General features: G+C 72.4%; 19 protein-coding genes. 10 read left to right on the top strand and 9 right to left on the bottom strand.

Going from position 1 to position 18,777, the window contains the following annotated elements:
- Positions 1 to 13: 13 nt before the first annotated feature.
- The 3 genes from ASG32_RS07730 to ASG32_RS07720 form a co-directional block, all read right to left on the bottom strand.
- Entirely contained in the window at positions 14 to 1,420 is a 1,407-nt protein-coding gene (locus ASG32_RS07730; RefSeq protein ID WP_056524202.1) for an MFS transporter, read from the bottom strand.
- 83 nt (positions 1,421 to 1,503) lie between these two features.
- Positions 1,504 to 3,027 carry an aldehyde dehydrogenase gene (locus tag ASG32_RS07725; protein WP_056524199.1) on the bottom strand — a complete coding sequence of 508 codons (1,524 nt, stop codon included), beginning with the start codon at positions 3,025 to 3,027 and terminating at the stop codon, positions 1,504 to 1,506.
- 95 nt (positions 3,028 to 3,122) lie between these two features.
- Positions 3,123 to 3,755, bottom strand: a complete 633-nt coding sequence (locus ASG32_RS07720; RefSeq protein WP_020096173.1) for a GntR family transcriptional regulator — start codon at positions 3,753 to 3,755, stop codon at positions 3,123 to 3,125.
- Between the two features lie 126 nt (positions 3,756 to 3,881).
- On the opposite strand from ASG32_RS07720, the gene ASG32_RS07715 reads away from it, so the two are divergent.
- Together ASG32_RS07715 and ASG32_RS07710 are read left to right on the top strand one after the other, a co-directional pair.
- Positions 3,882 to 4,667: an alpha/beta fold hydrolase gene (locus ASG32_RS07715; RefSeq protein ID WP_056524196.1), complete on the top strand. Its 786-nt coding sequence runs from the start codon at positions 3,882 to 3,884 to the stop codon at positions 4,665 to 4,667.
- Positions 4,668 to 4,763: 96 nt separating this feature from the next.
- Positions 4,764 to 5,003, top strand: a complete 240-nt coding sequence (locus tag ASG32_RS07710; protein ID WP_012329666.1) for an Lrp/AsnC ligand binding domain-containing protein — start codon at positions 4,764 to 4,766, stop codon at positions 5,001 to 5,003.
- Between the two features lie 60 nt (positions 5,004 to 5,063).
- Here the strand turns inward: ASG32_RS07710 and ASG32_RS07705 are convergent, their stop codons facing one another.
- Entirely contained in the window at positions 5,064 to 5,672 is a 609-nt protein-coding gene (locus ASG32_RS07705; RefSeq protein WP_012329665.1) for an XRE family transcriptional regulator, read from the bottom strand.
- 257 nt (positions 5,673 to 5,929) lie between these two features.
- Here ASG32_RS07705 and ASG32_RS07700 point away from each other — a divergent pair, with 257 nt between their 5' ends.
- From ASG32_RS07700 to ASG32_RS34935, 5 genes are all read left to right on the top strand, one after another.
- On the top strand, positions 5,930 to 7,204 hold the full coding sequence (locus ASG32_RS07700; RefSeq protein WP_170855219.1) for an MFS transporter: 1,275 nt from the start codon (positions 5,930 to 5,932) through the stop codon (positions 7,202 to 7,204).
- 93 nt (positions 7,205 to 7,297) lie between these two features.
- Complete coding sequence (locus tag ASG32_RS07695; RefSeq protein WP_056524190.1) at positions 7,298 to 7,687, top strand: RidA family protein; 390 nt, start codon at positions 7,298 to 7,300, stop codon at positions 7,685 to 7,687.
- Between the two features lie 20 nt (positions 7,688 to 7,707).
- A complete protein-coding gene (locus ASG32_RS07690; RefSeq protein WP_026605417.1) occupies positions 7,708 to 8,277 on the top strand; it encodes an MOSC domain-containing protein in 570 nt (189 codons plus the stop codon).
- Positions 8,278 to 8,291: 14 nt separating this feature from the next.
- Positions 8,292 to 9,239 carry a PDR/VanB family oxidoreductase gene (locus tag ASG32_RS07685; RefSeq protein ID WP_056524187.1) on the top strand — a complete coding sequence of 316 codons (948 nt, stop codon included), beginning with the start codon at positions 8,292 to 8,294 and terminating at the stop codon, positions 9,237 to 9,239.
- Between the two features lie 552 nt (positions 9,240 to 9,791).
- Positions 9,792 to 10,076, top strand: a complete 285-nt coding sequence (locus ASG32_RS34935; protein WP_234083251.1) for a helix-hairpin-helix domain-containing protein — start codon at positions 9,792 to 9,794, stop codon at positions 10,074 to 10,076.
- A gap of 69 nt (positions 10,077 to 10,145) precedes the next feature.
- Here the strand turns inward: ASG32_RS34935 and ASG32_RS07675 are convergent, their stop codons facing one another.
- Positions 10,146 to 10,559, bottom strand: a complete 414-nt coding sequence (locus ASG32_RS07675; RefSeq protein ID WP_020096182.1) for a thioesterase family protein — start codon at positions 10,557 to 10,559, stop codon at positions 10,146 to 10,148.
- A 186-nt stretch (positions 10,560 to 10,745) separates the two neighbouring features.
- Entirely contained in the window at positions 10,746 to 11,525 is a 780-nt protein-coding gene (locus tag ASG32_RS07670; RefSeq protein ID WP_056524181.1) for an alpha/beta hydrolase, read from the bottom strand.
- Positions 11,526 to 11,806: 281 nt separating this feature from the next.
- Between ASG32_RS07670 and ASG32_RS07665 the strand changes: the two genes are divergently transcribed.
- The 3 genes from ASG32_RS07665 to ASG32_RS07655 all read left to right on the top strand — a co-directional run bounded on the left by ASG32_RS07665 (position 11,807) and on the right by ASG32_RS07655 (position 14,757).
- Positions 11,807 to 12,955, top strand: a complete 1,149-nt coding sequence (locus ASG32_RS07665; RefSeq protein WP_056524178.1) for a hypothetical protein — start codon at positions 11,807 to 11,809, stop codon at positions 12,953 to 12,955.
- 149 nt (positions 12,956 to 13,104) lie between these two features.
- Complete coding sequence (locus ASG32_RS07660) at positions 13,105 to 14,133, top strand: amidohydrolase family protein (RefSeq protein ID WP_056524304.1); 1,029 nt, start codon at positions 13,105 to 13,107, stop codon at positions 14,131 to 14,133.
- Positions 14,134 to 14,301: 168 nt separating this feature from the next.
- Entirely contained in the window at positions 14,302 to 14,757 is a 456-nt protein-coding gene (locus ASG32_RS07655) for a hypothetical protein (protein WP_157861915.1), read from the top strand.
- Between the two features lie 126 nt (positions 14,758 to 14,883).
- Here ASG32_RS07655 and repB read toward each other — a convergent pair whose 3' ends face one another.
- From repB to repC, 3 genes are all read right to left on the bottom strand, one after another.
- Positions 14,884 to 15,960, bottom strand: a complete 1,077-nt coding sequence (repB, locus tag ASG32_RS07650; protein ID WP_056524173.1) for a plasmid partitioning protein RepB — start codon at positions 15,958 to 15,960, stop codon at positions 14,884 to 14,886.
- Between the two features lie 4 nt (positions 15,961 to 15,964).
- Positions 15,965 to 17,140, bottom strand: coding sequence for a plasmid partitioning protein RepA (gene repA, locus ASG32_RS07645; RefSeq protein WP_056524170.1), 1,176 nt, complete (start codon positions 17,138 to 17,140; stop codon positions 15,965 to 15,967).
- A gap of 121 nt (positions 17,141 to 17,261) precedes the next feature.
- Complete coding sequence (repC, locus tag ASG32_RS07640; protein WP_082557784.1) at positions 17,262 to 18,599, bottom strand: plasmid replication protein RepC; 1,338 nt, start codon at positions 18,597 to 18,599, stop codon at positions 17,262 to 17,264.
- Between the last annotated feature and the right edge of the window lie 178 nt (positions 18,600 to 18,777).

Genomic DNA, 18,777 nt, shown 5'->3' with positions numbered 1-18,777 from the left:
GCGCCTCCCGGTCTCAGTGGATCGGGCGCGGAACCGTGCCCCGCGCCCGGGCGGCCGGGCCGCCCTCGGCCGGCGCGACGCCGGCCTCCAGGCTCTCCAGGCTCTGGCTGCGCGGCTCGACGCCGAAGGCCGCGACCGCCACGATCTGCAGGGCGAGCAGCCCGATCATCAGGCCGGTCACGCCCGCGATGCCGTAGGTCTCGAACAGGGTCACGACCAGGAAGGGCGTCACGATGGTCGCCCCGCGCCCGACCGTGTTGCACAGGCCCGACGCCCGCAGGCGCACCTCGGTCGGGAACAGCTCGGGGATGTAGATCCCGAACAGCAGGGCCACCAGCACGTAGATCGGCACCGTCAGCCCGAACCCGACCAGCGGCAGCAGGACCGGGTCCAGGGTCATCGGGTAGAGGATCCCGAACAGGATGGCCGTCGCCGAGGCGCCGATGATCGTCGGCTTGCGGCCCCAGCGGTCGGCGGTCAGGGCGCCGATGGCGCTGCCCACCGGCGCGCCGAGCCCCATCAGCAGCGCGTAGCCGAAGGAGGTCGCCACCGAGAGGCCCTGCCGGATGAAGAAGGTCGGCAGCCAGGTCACGAAGCCGTACAGCAGGGTGTTGATCACCACGAGGCACAGGCAGCCCAGCAGCAGGCGCGACAGCAGCGGCGGCCGGAACAGGGCGGCGAGCCCGAGCTGCGTGACGGGCGCGGCCGCGGCGGCGGGCGGCAGCGGCGCGCCGCGGCCCGCCTCGGCCTCGATCGCGCGCATCAGCGCCTCGGCCTCGGCGTGGCGCCCCACGGCCTCGAGCCAGCGCGGCGATTCCGGCAGGCTCTTGCGGGCGTACCAGACGGCGAGCGCCCCGAGGCCGCCCAGCGTGAACATCGCCCGCCAGCCGAAGGCCGGGATGATCAGGTAGCCGATCAGGGAGGCGGCCGGCAGGCCCGTGACGACGAACACCGCCATGAGGCCGAGGAAGCGCCCGCGCGAGCGCGCCGGCACGAACTCGGTCATGGTCGAGTAGCCCACGACGTTCTCGGCCCCGAGCCCCACGCCCATGATGAAGCGGAGCACGATCAGCACCGTCATGTTGGGCGCGAAGGCCGCCCCGATGGCGGCCAGCCCGAAGACCAGGAGGTTCGCCTGGTAGGTGAAGCGCCGCCCGTAGCGGTCGCCGAAGAAGCCCGTCAGGAACGAGCCCGCCATCATCCCCACGAAGGTGGCCGAGACGAACCACGCGTTCTGCGGCAGGGTCGAGAAGCCGCTCTTCAGGGTCGCGCCGAGCACGGTGGCGGCGATGTAGATGTCGAACCCGTCGAAGAACATGCCGATCCCGATCAGCCACATGATGCGGCGATGGAACGGGCCGATCGGCAGGCGGTCGAGGCGGCCTCCGGCGTTGACCGCCGGGCTCACGGCTTCGGACATGGGGCGTTTCCTTCCTCGGGTTCGGGGCCGGCGCGGAAGGGGTCCGTCTGGCGCGGACCTCGCATTCCCCGCGCCGCCGGTCGTCAGTTCAGGCGGCGCTGGCCGGCCGTGTCGCGGTACCAGTCGAAGGGCCCGTCGCCGGTGGCGACCATCACGCTCTTCACGTCGAAATGGTCGTTGAAGCTCTCGATCCCGCACTCGCGGCCGAGCCCGCTGTCGCCGACCCCGCCCCAGGGCGAGGCCGGGTCGAGGCGGTGGTGGTCGTTGATCCAGACGATGCCGGCCTTGACCGCGTGCGCCACCCGGTGGGCCCGGGCGACGTCGCGGGTGCGCACGGCCGCGGCGAGGCCGAAGGGCGAGTCGTTGGCCAGCCGGAGCGCGTCGGCCTCGTCCTCGAAGCGGGTGACGCTGGTGAAGGGCCCGAACACCTCCTCCTGGAAGATGCGCATGTCGGCCGTGACGTCCGCGAACACGGTGGGCTCCACGAAGTAGCCGCCCTCGAAGCCCGGCACCCGGGCCGCCCGCCCGCCCGCCACCGCGCGGGCGCCCTGGTCGCGGCCGTAGCCGGCATAGGCCAGCACCCGCTCGCGCTGGCGCTCGGAGATGACTGGCCCGAGCTGGGTCGCCGGGTCGAAGGGGTCGCCGAGGCGGATCGCGGCGGTCTTGGCGGCGAGCCGCTCGACGAACTCGTCGTAGATCGAGGCCTGGACGAGGTGGCGGCTGCCGCAGACGCAGGTCTGGCCGGCGCCGATGAAGGCGCCGAAGGCCGCGTAGTTCACCGCCCGCTCGACGTCGAAGTCGTCGAACACCATCACGGGGGTCTTGCCGCCGAGCTCCATGGTCTGGTGGGCGAAGACCTTCGCGGCGGCCGAGCCGGCGATCCGGCCGGCCTCGGTGCCGCCGGTGAGCACGAGCTTGTTGATGTCGCCGTGCTCGGCCAGCGCCTTGCCGGTGGAGGCGCCGAGCCCCAGCACGATGTTGAACACGCCCGGCGGCAGGCCGGCCTCGGTGAAGATCTGCGCGAGCTTCAGGGTCGTGAGCGGCGTGTACTCGGAGGGCTTGACCACCGTGGTGCAGCCGGTGGCGAGCACCACCGCCAGCGACTTGCACAGGATCATCAGCGGGTGGTTGAACGGCGTGCAGTTCGCCACCACGCCGATCGGGGTGCGGCGGGTGTAGTTGAGGTAGTTGCCCTCGACCGGGATGACGTCGTCGCGCCGCGCCAGCGCCACGCCCGCGAAGTAGCGGAAGAAGTCCGGCAGCCGCGAGAGCTGCGCCCGGGTCTCGTTGACCGGCCGGCCGTTGTTGGTGGTCTCCAGCCGGTAGAGCGTGTCGAGGTTGGCCTCGAACGCGTCGGCGAGCCGGTTCACCAGCCGGGCGCGCGCCCGGATGTCCATCCCGCCCCATTCCCGGCCCTCGAAGGCCGCCCGGGCCGCGCGCATCGCCCGGTCGACGTCGGCCGGCCCCGAATTGGGGATCCGGGCGATCACCGCGCCGGTGGCGGGATTGCGCACGTCGATCAGCGTCCCGTCGCCGGCCTCGACCTCGCGCCCGTCGATGAAGTTGCCCCGTGTCTCGACGGTCGGTTCCGGCGCGTGCAGGGTCATGGCGTCTCTCCCGTGTCGGGTCCGTAGTCGGGCCGGGTCGGGCCCGGTGTCGTGTTCGACCGCGTCCCTCGGCTCCGCGCCGGGCGCGGGCTCGTTCAGAGGACGATCGCGCTGCGTTCCAGGGCGGTCAGGATGCGGCGCTCGGCCTGGGCGACGTGCGCGCGCACGAGGCGGCGCGCCCCGCGCCCGTCGCGCCGCTGCACGGCGTCGATGATGGCGGCGTGCTCGTCCACCAGCTGCGCCGGGTCGCGCCCGCGGATACCGTCGAGGCTGACCCGGACCAGCCGGTCCGCCTGCTCGACGAGGTCGCGCACGGTCGCGGCCATGCGGCGGTTCCCCGACGCCTCGGCGAGGGCGATGTGGAAGGCGCGGTTCTCCGCGATGAAGTCGGCGCCGTCCGCGACGGCGCGGAACGCGTCGAGGGACGCCAGGACGGAAGCGGGCGCGCCGGCCGCGGCCTCGGCCGCGCAGGCCGGCTCCAGGGCGAGGCGCATGCGCAGCAGATCGCGCGCGTCCGCCACCGAAATCGCGTTGATCTGATATCCCTGACGCGCGTGAACCGTGACGAGCCGCTCGCGCTCCAGGCGCAGCAGCGCCTCCCGGACCGGCTGCCGGCTCACGGCGTAGCGCTGGGCCAGTTCCTGCTCGCGCACCTCCGCGCCGGGGCGCAGGACGCAGGCCAGGATGTCGGCGCGGATCGCCGCGTAGATGTTGTCTCGGAGCAGCACGCACGGCCTCGTTCGATCGACACATGCTGCCATTCGTGAAATATCACGTCAACCGGATTGCGAGCGAACGCGTCGGATGCGACAGCGTCGTGGAGCCGCCGGCAGAGGCGGCGGGGGAGGTCTCGGATGCAGGCGATGTTCGCGGATGGCCAGGTCGCGGTGACCCTGTCCGGCGAGGGCCCGCCCCTCGTCCTGCTGCACTCGCTGCTCGCCGACCGGACGAGCTTCGACCGGGTCACCCCGGCGCTCGGCCGCGACTTCCGGCTCCTTCTCCCCGACCTGCCCGGGTTCGGCGCCTCCGCGCCCGCGCCGGGCGGCCTCGAGGCCGTCGCCGACCGGGTCGGCGCGGCATTGCGCGCGGCGGCCGGGGGCCGGCCGGCGGCCGGGCTCGGCAACGGCTACGGCGGCTTCGTGCTGCTGCTCTGCGCCCTGCGCCACCCCGACCTCTTCGACCGGCTCGTCTTCGCCGATTGCGGCGCCTGCTTCCCGGAGCCCGGCCGGGCCGCGTTCCGCGGCATGGCCGGCGCGGCGGCCGAGAAGGGCCTCGCGGCGCTCGCCGACACGGCCATGCGCCGCCTGTTCGCGCCCGCGTTCCAGGCCGCGCACCCGGACCTGATGGCCGAGCGCCGGGCCGCCTTCCTGCGCACGGACGTCGACGTGTTCCGGGCCGCCTGCGCGGCCCTGGCCGGCCTCGACCTGCGCGCGCGCCTCTCCGAGATCCGCGCGCCTGCGCTGGTGCTCGTCGGGGAGGAGGACGAGGCGACCCCGCCGGCCATGGCGCGCGAGCTCGCGGCCGGGCTGCCGGACGCGCGGTTCGTGACGCTGCCGGACTGCGCCCACGTCCCGCAGCTCCAGGCCCCCGAGATGTTCGCCCGCGAGGTCCTGGCGTTTCTCCGGCCGGGTGCCGCCTGAGCGGACGCGCGGAACGGTGCTAGGTTCGGCCGCTCCGGCGGGGTCGGTGGCCCCGATCCGCGCGGCCGCGGCGGCGCGCCATCCAGCGAGACGGACATGAAGACATTTTTCGTGCAGATCAAATGCGAGATCGGCAAGACTTACGCCGTGTCCGACGCGCTTGTCGCGATGGAGATCGCGTCCGAGATCTACTCCACGGCCGGACGGTTCGACATCATGGCCAAGTTCCACGTGGACAACGGCGTCGATATCGGGCTGTTCGTGAACGACTTCCTCCTGCGCCTCGACGGCGTGAAGGATTCCGAGACGATCATCGCCTTCAAGGCCTTCCACTGACGCGCCCGACCGGGACCGGCGGCCGGCCCCGCGCGCCGCGGACGCCCGGGGGGCGCCGGCTCAGCGGACGCGCGACGGGTCGATCACCAGAAAGTACTCGCACGCCTCCGTGCCGACATTGGTGAAGGCGTGCCCGGCATCGGCCTCGAAATACAGGCTGTCGCCGGTCTCCATGATGACCGCGCGCTCGCCGATCACTGCCCGCAGGCGGCCGCGCAGGACGTAGATGTACTCGGACACGCCGCGGCGATGGGCGGTGAACTCGCCGGTGCTGGCGCCCGGCGGCAGCGTGTTGAGCACCCAGTCGATGCCCCGCCCGGGCAGGACCGGCGAGATGCAGCGCCGCAGGTAGCCCGACGCCTCGTCGCGCAGGATCGGCTGGCGGCTCGCCGGGATCAGCAGGATCTCGCGCTCCGTCGCGGGCGCCATCAGCCGCGAGAAGGTGACGCCGAGCGCCTCCGCGAGGCGGGACAGCACCACTGTCGACGGCACGGCCTCGGAGCGCTCGATCTTGGAGATCATCGAGCGGCTGACGCCCGAGCGCGCCGCCAGCGTCTCCAGCGACAGGCCCTGCTCCCTGCGGCGGCGCCGGATCTCCTCGGCGATGTGGATCTGCGGGGACGTCTCCGTCGCTGCCGGGTCCGCCCCGATGATCGTCCTCGCCGTCATGCCCCGTCTTCCGCGCCCGCGTCCGGGCCGCGCGACCGGGGCGCGGCACCGAGAGAGTCGCCCCCGCCTAGCGCAGGGGCTGCCGAAATGCACCTTGCGCCGCACCTTGCGCCGAAGCGCACTCCGGAACGCGCGTCGCCGGGCTGGCACGCCGCTTGCCTCCACAAGAATGGATTTTTATCCATCACAGTGGAGGATGTGCCGTGGCCGATACCGCGTTGCCCCTTGAGGCGTCCCCGGCTCTCGATGCCGGCCCGGTGCCGGTCGCCGACCGGCGCCAGATCGTCTGGTCGAGCGTCATCGGGACGACGGTCGAGTGGTACGACTTCCTGATCTACGGGACGGCCACGGCGCTCGTGTTCAACAAGCTGTTCTTCCCGAGCTTCGACCCGCTGGTCGGCACCATCGCGGCGTTCGGCTCCTACGCGGTGGGCTTCCTGGCGCGCCCCCTGGGCGGCGTCATCTTCGGGCATTTCGGCGACAAGATCGGCCGCAAGGCGATGCTGTCCCTGACCATCATCATCATGGGCCTCGGCACGTTCCTGATCGGGTGCCTGCCGACCTACGCGCAGATCGGCATCTGGGCCCCGATCCTGCTCGTGGCGCTGCGCCTGGTCCAGGGCATCGGGATCGGCGGCGAGTGGGGCGGCGCGGTCCTGATGGTGGTGGAGAGCGTCCCTGCGGAGCGGCGCGGCTTCTTCGGCAGCATCGTCCAGCTCGGCTACCCCCTCGGCGTCATCGCGTCGATCGGGGCCTTCGCGCTGTGCGGCTTCCTGCCGGAGGCGGACTTCCTCGCCTGGGGCTGGCGGATCCCGTTCCTGGCCAGCGCGCTGCTGGTCGGCCTCGGGCTGTTCATCCGCCTGCGCCTGCATGAGACGCCCGCGTTCCAGCGAGTGAAGCGGCGGTCCGCCGTGGCGCGGCTGCCGGTCATGGAGATCCTCACCGAGCACCCGCGCACCTTCCTGAAGGCCGTGGGCCTCAAGGTCTCCGAGATTGCCTACGTCAGCGTCGTGACCGTGTTCTCGATCTCCTACGTGACCGGCCAGCTCGGGCTGTCGCGCAGCATCATCCTGAACGGCATCCTGGTGGCGGCGGTGATCGAGCTCTTCACCCTGCCGGCCTTCGGCTGGCTGTCGGACCGCTACGGCCGCCGGACCCTGTTCGTCGCCGCCTGCCTGTTCTCGATCGCCTTCGCGTTCCCGCTGTTCACCCTGCTCGACACGCGCGACCCGACGATCATCACCCTGACCGTCGCGGTGGCCCTGAGCTTCGGCCAGGGGATCATGTTCGGCACCGGCGCCGCCTGGATGTCCGAGCTGTTCGACGCGCGCCTGCGCTACAGCGGCGCCTCGCTGGGCTTCCAGGTGGGCGCGGCCCTGAGCGGCGGATTCACGCCGCTGATCGCCGCGGCCCTGCTGGGCTGGAGCTCCGGCGCGACCTGGCCGATCTCCGTCTACCTGATCGCCCTCGCCTGCATCACCCTGACGGCGACGCTCCTCGCCCCGGAGACGGCGCGCAAGCCGATCGACTGACCGGATGAGCCGCCGCCCCGGACGCGCGCGGCGGCTTCCCATACAGTGGATTATCGTCCACTATCTGAAACAGACCGACGCGAGATCGACCGCATGACGAAGCACACCATCCGCACCGAGAAGGCCGCCCCGGCGGTCGGGCCCTACGCACAGGGGATCCGGGCCGGCGGCCTGGTCTTCGCCTCCGGACAGCTGCCGATCGATCCCGCCACCGGCGCGTTCCCCGAGGGGGTCGAGGCGCAGACCCGGCGCTCCCTCGCCAACCTCGCCGCCGTGCTCGAGGCGGGCGGCGCCAGCCTCGCGAGCGTCGTGAAGACGACCGTGTTCCTCAAGGACATGGCGGAGTTCGCCGCGATGAACGCGGTCTACGCCGAGCACTTCCCGGGCGAGGCCCCGGCCCGCTCCACAGTCGAGGTCGCGCGCCTGCCGCGCGACGCCCGGGTCGAGATCGAGGCGATCGCGCTCGCCACGGAGGCCGCATGACAACCGAGGCGACCAGCACGATGACCGGCGAGACCGCACCCCGCATGGTCGAGGCCTTCGCGCACGCGGCCGGATCGGCCGCCGTCCGGGTTCCGGGCGGCGCCGCCGGCTGGGTCGGCAGCCTGACCCACATCCACATCGCCCCCGCGGCGAGCTACGAGATGGAGGAGGTGTCCGAGGCCGTGTGCGTGGCCGGCCGCGGGATCGAGGGCGACCGCTACTTCCTCGGCACCGGCACCTACTCGCCCAAGCCCGACGTGCGCGAGGTCACGCTGATCGAGCAGGAGGCCCTCGACGCCCTCAACCGCAACGACCCGCCGCTGCAGGAGGGGCCGCTGCGCCTCCTGCCGGGGGACCATCGGCGCAACCTCACGGTGCGCGGCGTGCCGCTCAACCACTTGGTCGGCCGGCGCTTCCGGGTCGGCGCGGTGATCCTGCGGGGCGGGCGCCTCAACTTCCCCTGCCGCTATCTCGAGGAGCTGCTCGGAATGCCGGTCTACCTGCCGCTCTACAACCGCTCGGGCCTGAACTGCGGGATCGAGAGCGGCGGCGTGATCCGGCCCGGCGACGCGATCGCGCTGCTGGACTGACGGAGCTGCGCGCGATGACGGCCCGCCTGATCATGAAGCTGCGCGTCGCCGACGCGGTCGCGACGACGCCGGAGGTGCTGCACCTCGGTCTGGTCCATCCCGCGCGCCCGGAACTCCCCGCCTGGACGGCCGGCGCCCACGTCGACCTGCGCCTGCCGGACGGGCGGGTGCGGCAGTACTCGCTGTGCGGCGACCCGGCCGACCGGAGCCGCTACGAGATCGCGATCAAGCGGGAGGCGGCCGGCCGGGGCGGCTCGGCCTGGGCGCACGAGACGCTCGCGCCCGGGGCGTTCGCCCACGTCTCGGCGCCCCGCAACAACTTCCCCCTCGACCCCGAGGCGCGCCGCCACCTGCTCGTGGCCGGCGGGATCGGGGTGACGCCCCTGCTCGCCATGGCGCGCGCGCTCGCCGCGTCGGGAGCGGAGTTCGCGTTCCACCTCTGCGCCCCCTCCCCCGAGGCGGCGCCGCTGCTGGCAGCGGTGCGGGCGGTCTGCGGGCCGCGCCTCCGGTGCTGGTTCGGGTCCGAGGGGCGGCGCTTCGACCCCGACGCCCTCGGCCCGGCCGAGACCGGGACCCACGCCTACGCCTGCGGGCCGCGGCGCCTCATGGACGCGGTCCAGGAGGGCCTGGTCGCGCGGGGCTGGCCCGCCGAGCGGGTGCACAGCGAGCATTTCGAGCCGCTGCGCGACGAGGGCTTCGTGCCGGAGCCGTTCGAGGCGCGCATCGCCTCCACCGGGCAGGTGCTCCACGTGCCCGCCGACCGATCGCTGCTCGACGTGCTGCGCGGCGCGGGGCTCGACCTGCCCTCCTCCTGCGAGCTCGGCGTCTGCGGCGCTTGCGAGTGCGGCTATCGCGACGGCGCGGTCCTCCACCGCGACGCGGTCCTGCCGCTCGCCAAGCGCGGGAGCCGCATGATGCCCTGCGTCTCGCGCGCGCGGGACGCCGTGACGCTCGAGCTCTGACGGCCGGACCCGCGCTGCGGCGTTATCAGACGTGCGGCCCCGCGCGGGCGACGACGCCGGCACCTCGCCGCGCGGCCCGCGCGACCGTGAGCTGCGCCAGCGCGCCGCACGATTCGGATCAGCGAACCTCACGCGGCGGATGGCGATGCCGCTCGGGCTGGGTTAGCCCACCTCGATCGCGCCATCGCCGTGGGGCAGTGCCCCGCCCGCCAAGAGGAGGTTGTGAGAATGAGCCGATCCACGCTGTCCATCAGCGCCGGTCTGGCGGCGGCCGCAGTCGTCCTGGCGGGCCTCTGGATCTCCTACGGGCCCCGCCCTCACGCGAGCCGCGACAGGCAGGCGTCCACACCGATTCCCGTGTCCAAGCAGGACCGATCCGGGATCGACCCGCAGGGCGAGGCCATCCGGTCCGTCTATCCGGGGCCGAACGCCGGATCCGCCCAGCGCGTCGCCCCGGCACCGCGGAACGCGACAGCCGCCCCCCCGTCGTCCCTGGCGGCAACCCCGCCCGCATCGCCGCCCGCATCGCCAGATGCCCCCGCGGCGAGCGGGGTGGCGAAGCCGGCGGCGCCGCCGCAGCAGGCCGAGGGCGCGCCGGGCTCCGGCCAGCCGCCGGCCTCTCCGGGCCAGGGCGTCGACCTCAACACGGCGTCCGTCGAGGAGCTGAACGCCCTCGGGGCCGGCATGATCGGGCGCCGGATCGTCGCGTTCCGGCCCTACGGCTCCCCGGAGGATCTCGTGACACGGCGTGTCCTGAAGAAGGCCGATTACGAGGCGATCAGGGCTGCCGTCGCGGTGCGGCAGACCGAGTCCGCTGGCGCGGGCCGCCCGGATTGAGGGTCGAAGCCCGTCGGCACCGAGCCGGGCTCGCCGGTCCCACGGGTGCCAGGGGCCACGGCCCGGACGCTACGCGCGCTTCGACGGGGCGGGCTGTTTGGCGGCGAGACGTTTGCCGAGCCGCTCGATGTCGACGATCATCCGCTCGTGCGTCCCGGACCCGATCTGCTCCGACTCGTCCCAGGCCGCGACGCGGAACTGGATCTGGCGTCCGGCGACGCCGACCACCTCGGCCTCCGCCCGGACGCGGTGCCCGACCGGCGTCGCCGCCATGTGGGTCACGTCCACCTTGGTCCCGACGGCGCTCTCGCCGGGATCGAGGTACTGGCGGACGGCGTTCAGCGCCGCGTTCTCCATGATCAGGACCATCATCGGCGTGGCGAAGACCGGCGGAAGGATGTTGTCCTTGAACTGGCTGGCCAGATGTGACGGCCCGACCAGCATGGCGAAGCTCCCCTTCGCCCCCAACGGGATGTCCTGCATGCGCGCGCTCCAGATCCGTTTCGGCCCGATGACCGATAGGTAGGGCCGAGGGACCGCGTCCGGACATCCCGGGACCTTCGCCGCACGCAGCCCAGCCCCCTCCCCGCCGCCCGGCCAGGCACGGGAACCCCGGACCGGGAACCCCGGGAAGGGAGGGACGAGCGCCCGCAAGCGAGCCGCGTCCGGTCAGCGCCGACGGCGGGGCTGGCCGGCCGCCTCGAGGATGAGGTCCGCGATATCCGGAGCGCGCGAGATCAGGGACAGGTGGCTCGCCCGGAGCTCGACGGTCCGCGCGTTCATGCGCTTGGCCATGAACCGTTCGAGGTCCGGGTCGATGGTCCGATCCTCGGTCGACACCGCGTAGAAGCTCGGCTTCGAGCGCCAGGCGGCCTGGGTGGTCCGTCCCGTCAGCAGGGCCTTGCGGAACGGCTGCCGGACCGCGAACAGCACCCGCGCCTTCTCCACCGGCAGGTCGCCCGCGAAATCCCGCAGGAACGCCGCCTCGCTCAGGCGCCCCTCGTCGCCGTCGAACACGATGCCGGCCGAGGCGGGCGGGGTCGGGTAGGCCTTCGCCAGCGCCGCGTAATCCTCGTTCGCGTCCGGCGCCCGCGCCGCCACGTAGACCAGCGCCGAGACCTTCGGGTCGATCCCGGCTTCGGTCACGATCATGCCGGAGAACGAGTGGCCGACGAGGACGGTCGGTCCCTCCTGGCGGGCCAGCACGCGCTGCGCCGAGGCCACCGCTTCCGCGAGGGTGGTCAGCGGGTTCTGCACGGAAGTGACGGAGAGGCCGGCCGCCTGCAGATGCGGGATCACCTCGGACCAGCACGACCCGTCGGCGAACAGCCCGTGGACCAGCACGACGTTGCGCGCCCGCGGCAGGTCCTGGGCGGTGGCCGGTCCGGGCAGCAGCGCGGCGGCCGCGCCGGCGGCAAGGGTGCGGGTCAGCGTTCTGCGCGTCATCATGGGGGCGCCTCCATCCGGACTCGTCGATGCGGGACGTACCGTCCCTGTTCGCCGTCGGCGCGGGAAGGATACAGCCTCGGGCCGCCCAAGGCGCATCTCGGCGCGCATCTCGGCGCGCATCTCGGCGCGACCCGGCGGCGTCCGGGACCGCGCCAACAGGAACATCCGGGCGCAAGCGTCCCGGGATGTTACCCGGATATGCTGCGCGATGCTGGACGAGGGCGGCCTTTCAGCCTCTCATGGCGGCACGAATTGAGTAAAAACCGGGAGAGGAAACCGAGATGCTGCGACGCGTGCTGCGTCGGCTGACGGCTGCGGCCTCGCTGACAGTGCTGACATTCGCCGTTCCGGCCGGCGCCGAGGAGCCGCTGCGCTTCGAGGTCGATCCGGCCTGGCCGCAGCGCCTGCCGAACGACTGGATCATGGGTCAGGCGGCGGGCGTCGCGGTCGACGCGCAGGACAATGTCTGGGTGATCCAGCGGCCGCGCACCCTCACCGACGACGAGAAGGCCGCGAGCCTCGATCCGCCCCGCACCCGCTGCTGCAAGCCGGCGCCGCCGGTCCTCGTCTTCGACCAGGCCGGGCGCCTGGTGAAGTCCTGGGGCGGCCCGGGCGAGGGCTATCAGTGGCCCCAGAACGAGCACGGCATCCACGTCGACCACAAGGGCTTCGTCTGGCTCGCCGGCAACGGCGACACCGACGGCCAGATCCTGAAGTTCACCCCGGACGGCAAGTTCGTGCTGCAGATCGGCAAGCAGGGGCCGCAGACCGACAGCCGGGACACGAGCCGCCTCGGCAAGCCGGCCGGCATGATGGTCGATCCGGAGACAAACGAGCTCTACGTGGCCGACGGCTACTACAACCACCGCGTCATCGTGTTCGACGCGGAGACCGGCGCGTTCAAGCGGATGTGGGGCGCCTACGGCAAGCCGCCGACCGACGACAAGCTCGGCCCCTACGATCCGGCGGCGGCCCCGTCCCAGCAATTCGCCAACCCGGTGCACTGCGTGCAGGTCGCCCGCGACGGCCTCGTCTACGTGTGTGACCGGACCAACGACCGGATCCAGGTGTTCCGGAAGGACGGCACCTTCGTGAAGGAGATGTTCGTCGAGAAGAACACCCGGGCCAACGGCTCGGTCTGGGAACTCGCCCTGTGGCCGGACGAGCGCCAGACCTACCTGCTCAACGCCGACGGGGCCAACAACGAGGTTCGCACCCTGAGCCGCGACACCGGCGAGATCCTCGGCCGCTTCGGCCGCAACGGCCGGATGGCCGGCGACTTCCACTGGGTCCACAACCTCGCCATCGACTCCAAGGGCAACGTCTTCACCACCGAGGTCGACACCGGGAAGCGGGCGCAGAAGTTCCTGTTCCGGGGCGACATGGTGCTGCGCAAGCGCGCCGCCCTGCCGGAGGGCGGCGCGCGATGATCGCGGCGGCCGATCCGGCCACGCCGGTCGCCGGCGCGGGCTGCGCGTGCTGCCTGCCCCGGCGCGGCTTCCTGGGCCGCCTCGCGGGGCTGGGGGCGGCGGCGCTGACGGCCGGCGCCGCGCGGGCCGAGCCGTCGCGCTACACGGGTCTGGTGATCGATTGCCACGGGCACTACACCACCGAGCCGGCCGCCATGCTGGACTGGCGCAAGCGCCAGATCGGCGCGCTCAACGACCCGGGCCAGTCCCCCAAGCCGTCGGACCTGCAAGTCAGCGACGACGCGGTGCGCGCCAGCGTGAGCGGGCGGCAGCTCAAGCTCCAGTCGGAGCGCGGCATCTCCCTGGCGCTGTTCTCGCCGCGGGCCGGCGGGATGGGCCACCATATCGGCACGGCCCGCACCAGCCTCGACTGGTCGATCGTGTCGAACGACATGATCCACCGGGTGACGAGCCTGATGCCGCAGAACTTCGTCGGCGTCTGCCAGCTGCCGCAATCGCCGGGTGTCTCGCCCAAGAACTGCACGGCCGAGCTCGAGCGCTGCGTCAAGGAACTCGGCTTCGTCGGCTGCAATGTCAACCCGGACCCGTCCGGGGGCTACTGGACCGATCCGCCGCTCTCCGACCGGTTCTGGTACCCGCTCTGGGAGAAGATGGTCGAGCTCGACGTGCCCGGCATGGTGCATGTCAGCGCCTCGGCCAATCCCAACTTCCACGCGACCGGGGCGCACTACATCAACGGCGACACCACCGCCTTCATGCAGTTCGTGACCTCGGACCTGTTCAAGGACTTCCCGACGCTGCGCCTGATCATCCCGCACGGCGGCGGTGCCGTGCCCTATCACTGGGGGCGCTACCGGGGGCTGGCCCAGGACATGAAGCGGCCGCCGCTGTCCGAGCTGATGCGCAACGTCTTCTTCGACACCTGCGTCTACCATCAGCCCGGCATCGACCTGCTGCTCAAGGTCGTCCCGCGCGAGAACGTGCTGTTCGCCTCCGAGATGGTCGGCGCGGTGAACGGGGTCGATCCCGAGACCGGCCACGCCTACGACGACACCAAGCGCTACGTCGAGGCCGCGGCGATCCCGGACGCGGACCGGGCCAAGATCTACGCCGGGAACGCGCTGCGCGTGTATCCGCGCCTCGCGGCGCGGCTCCGGTCGGCCGGCGTGACGCCGTAGGGCCGCCGAGGGCCCCGGAGGAGTCGCAGAGGCAGGGCGGACCCGATCGCGGATCCGCCGGCGCGCGCCTGCCGGTGACCGGGCGAATGTGTCTCAGATCGACGGCGCCGCCGCGCGAACGATGTTGGTCCCAGGGCCGGGCCGGCGGGTGAAGCGGGGATGTCGTTCATGAGGGTCACAATCTGCGCCGTCGCGCTCTGCCTTGCCGCGGGCCTGGGCCACGCTCAGGAGGCCGGACAGACGGTCGCCGGCGAGGGCGACTGGGTGCTCAGGAAATCGGCGGCCCCGTCGAGCGGCGACGCCGCCTGCGTTCTGGCGCCGAAGGCGCGGTCGCGCATCCAGATCGTCGGCGACCGCATCGAGATCACCGGCCTACCGAAGAATTCCATCTTCAATTATCAGTATCGGATCGACGACGGACCTGTTTCAAACGCGATGTTTCCCACAACGCAGATGCAGGACGCCGGAGTGATCACGCTGAATGGGGACGTATTGAAAGACATTCTGGCCGGTCGACGCTTCAGCATCCGCCTGCTGGACCGATGGCACGAGGCCATCACGGAGGAGATCGGCCTCTCCGGGCTGCGCGGCCTGATCGACAAGCGGGCCGAGGCCTGCAGGTAGCCGGGGCCTCACGCAGCGCGCCGGCGCCCCCTCCCCCGTGCGGGCGGATCGCGCGCGGCGGATCTCGGGGACCGGCGGCCTCGCGACCGGTGCGCCCCGGCGGCGCGAGGCCCGCGCGGCGCGACCTCAGAGCCCGGATCGCTCCGGGCCGCGCGCCTGCTCGCGCTCGTAGGCCGCGAACAGCTCCGGGAGACGCGCGACGAGGAAGTCGCCGAAGGCGGGATGGAGCGTCTCGTCGATGATCAGGCCCACGGTCGTCGGGGTCCGCTCGACGCGCGCCAAGCGGCGCCCGTCCTCCGCCAGCCCCGCCTCCGGCCCCGCGCGGACCACCGGCGGTGCCGGGACGGGGACCGGCGCCACGGCCGCGTACACGCGCACGAACCGCTGGTCGGAGGACAGGGTCGCGAAGGCGTCCGCGGCGACGATCTCATCGACCCGCGCCCGCATCTCCGGGCTGGCGAGGCGATCCGCGAGGCTCATCCACCGGCGGCGACCCGCCTTCGGGGCGGGACCGATGGCGGCGATCACGGAATCGGGCAGGGCGCGCCGCGCCGCGATCAGGCGCGACAGCTCGGTCTTGTCGACGAGCAGGGCGGCCATGATCACGTCGCGCCCGTGCCCGAGCCGCTCCAGCGTCAGGGCGAAGGCGGCCCGCTCGATGAAGCTGAGATCGGCCCGCGCGTTGTTCTCCTGACCCTGGGCGACGACGAGTTCGGCATCCGTGAGCGTCCGCACCAGCGCGCGGACCGGCCGCCCCAGCGCGGCCGCGGCCCGCAGCCGCCGGTGGCCGAACGCGACCTGATAGCGCCCGCTGACGGTGGGATGGGGCCGCACCAGGATCGGGGTCTGCTGCCCCTGCGCCCGGATGACGGCGACGAAGGCGTCCTCGCCGGGGCCGTCGATCACCGGCAGCCGGTCGGGGGCCGGCGACGGGTCGACGAGGCCCGGATCGAGATCGACCGCGACGCTGCCGGACCTGAGCTGGTCCTCCGCGGCGCGCGCCGAGACGACCTCGGAGGTCAGGCGCTCCAGGGACCGGCTCATCGCGCCGACCGCGCCGCGGCCGGTGAAGCTGGGAACGGCCGGGGCGGGGCCCCGCTCCGATCGCCCGGCCGCCGCGTCGTCGCGGGGCGAGTTGACCGCGGTCAACTCGGTCTGGTCGGCCGGATCGAGCAGGCCGGCGAGGAGGTTCTTGCGGGCCATCGGATCAGCGTCCCCATGCCGTGCGGATCAGCGCCTCGATCTCGCCGTTGACCGCGTCCAGGCTCTCCATCGCGCGGTCGTAGGTCGCCCGCGTGAACTGGTCGCGACTGACCTCGAACAGGGTCTGCTTGGTGATGCCGGCATCCGAGACCGCCGTGCTCTTCAGCATCGCGTTGGTGAGCACGCGCTCCCCGAACAGGGTCCGCATGAACGCGACCATCTGGGTCTGCGGGCCGTCGGTCGGCTCGTAGCGCGTGACGAGGTAGCGCATCCAGTCGTAGTTCATGTCGCCGCCGGCCTTGGCGACGACTCCGAGCATCTCGGAGGTCATCAGCAGGAACTGGCACATCGACATCACGTCGAGCATCTGCGGGTGCACGGTGACGAGCACGCTGGTCGCCGCGCACAGGGCCGAGAGCGTCAGGTAGCCGAGTTGCGGCGGGCAATCGACCACGACCACGTCGTAGCGGTCGGCGACCGGCGCCAGGGCCTGGGCGAAGCGCGTGAAGAACAGCGAATCGCCGTCGCTGCTCCGCTGGAGGAGGGCGCGCGGTGTCTCGTGCTCGAACTCCATCAGCTCGAGATTGCCCGGAACGAGGTCGAGCCCTGGGAAGTAGGTCTTCTGGATGACGTCGGTTAGGGGACGGCGCGCCGCGTCGTACCGGATCGCGGCGTAGAGGGTCTCGTTGTCCCGCACGTCGAATTCGGGCTGGATCCCGTACAGGGCCGACAGGCTCGCCTGCGGGTCGAGGTCGACGGCGAGGACGCGGTAGCCCTGCAGCGCCATGTGCTGCGCGAGATGGGCCGCTGTGGTGGTCTTGCCCGAGCCGCCCTTGAAATTCACCACCGCGATGATCTGGAGATGCTCCTCGGCCCGCCGCTCCTTCCGGTACCGCCGGCCAGTCTTGGCCCCTTCGTCCAGCATGCCGCGCAGCGCCTGGATGTCGGCGCTCGAGTAGGATCGCCGCCCGGACGGCCCGATCTCGGGGGCGGGCCCCTTGCCGTCGAGCGAGAGGCGCCGCAGGTAGCCGTCGTCGACCCCGATCAGCTTGGCGGCCTCGCCGGACGAGAATCGCCGCAGCTGCTTGCGCGCCTCGGGCGGGAACAGCCGCTGCCGGTGCGACTGCAGTTTGGCCGACAGCGCCTGCGCGTCGCCGGCGATCAGATCGTGCATCGCCATGGAGGTTGACCCCGAAGAGGGTAGGGCGGCGAGCGCCGCGGGGCTGGCCACGGTTCCGAACTCCTGTCACGGTTTTCGCGGCCGCAAACGCCGCCGCACCGTGACAAGATCACAGTCAACCTTAACAGAATGTTGACGCTCGCGCCGCCCCGCCTCCGAGCGGGCGAGCGTGTTGACCGCGGTCAACTCCCGCGACGCGGTCCGGGCCGCTAGGGCCGTCGGCTGACGTCCGACGGCGCTGGCGCCACAGGGCGAAGAGCATCGGCCAGGCCGAGAACCGACCGGAGCACGCCTTCCGCGTCAGGTCGCGGAGATAGGCGCCGGGCGCGCCGATCGACGTGGCGCGCTGGAGGATCGCCGACAGCGCCGCCAGCGCGTGGTCCCGCCCCATCGCGGCCAGGGCCGCCTCCCAAACGTCCGGGCCGATTCCCAGCGCCGGACGAACGACCTCCGCCGCGCCGGCCAGATCGGACCAGCTCCGGATACCGTCGCGGGCGTAGAGCACGACGTCGGGACAGGCCTCGAGCACCATCGGCAGAGGCAGGGGCGAGGGGAGGGAAGAGGGGACCGGCGAGGGAAGGGGACGCGGCTGGCCGGGCGCGGGAGCGACGTCGGATCGCGCGGCTCCGGCCGGGCTTCGCCGGGGGCACCGTTCAGATTCGTCAGCAGGATCTGGATCTGAATTCCGATGGTGGCGCTCACCGTGAGACGCAGTGCCGACCATTTTCAGCGCATTCGCCAAACTTGGCAGCCACCTGTCCACCTCCCGGCGCAGCGCGCGCAGCGGTTCGGCGGCGGCGTGCAGGTGGGGCTCGCCGGCGGTCCGACCCGGCATGCCGCCGCAGGCCGCGAACCGATCCGCGAGCGCCGCCCAGGGCCCGGGCCATCCGGATTCGGCGGCCAGGGCGAGGATCTTCGACAGGTCGCGGCGGTGCAGGGCGATCTCCTCGCGCAGGAGCAGGCGCCGGCGCGCGGCCGCCCGTACCGCCCGGGCGAGCGTGGCGAGTTCCCCCGCGCGCGCCACGAGCGGCGTCAGGTCGAACCCGAAGGCGCGCGCGATCGCGCCGGCGCCGTCGCGGCGCGCGTAGCGCTTGCCGTTCGGGCTGTCCCGCCGGATCACCAGGCCGGCCGCGACGAGCTGGGCCAGCGCGCGCCGCAGCGTCGCCGGGGACGGGCCGTGCGACCGCAGCGACAATTCGCGGTTCGAAGGGAAGACTACGAGCGGCGAGCCGGGCGACAGCGCCGTCTCGGGATGGAACGTGAGCAGCGCGCTCAGCACCGCGAGGGCGCGGTCCGAGACGGCGAGGTGATCCTTCGCCTCGGTCACGTCGCGGAAGATGCGCCATTTGTGCCCGACCGCGTCGTCGGGGCAGGCCTTGGCCGCCGCCTGCGCGGCCATCATGCCGAGCGAGAGCGGTCGCCGCCCGAAGGGCGTCGTGGGTTCGTGTCCGGGATGCATGGTCCTCGCCCGCGATGAGGCAAGAGAGCAGCGCCCGCCGAGGCGATGGCCGCGTCGCGTGGTTGACAGCGATGTCCGGGAGTGATTCTCTGAGGTTGTCCAGACGACAGAGAGGGCTTCCGGGGCGAACGTCTCGGGGGCCTTTTCTTTTGCCGGGTTGCTCCGTCTAGAGGGGTGG

The organism is Methylobacterium sp. Leaf361, from assembly GCF_001424445.1.
Classification (GTDB): domain Bacteria; phylum Pseudomonadota; class Alphaproteobacteria; order Rhizobiales; family Beijerinckiaceae; genus Methylobacterium.
This window is presented reverse-complemented; position numbering and strand designations above follow the sequence as displayed.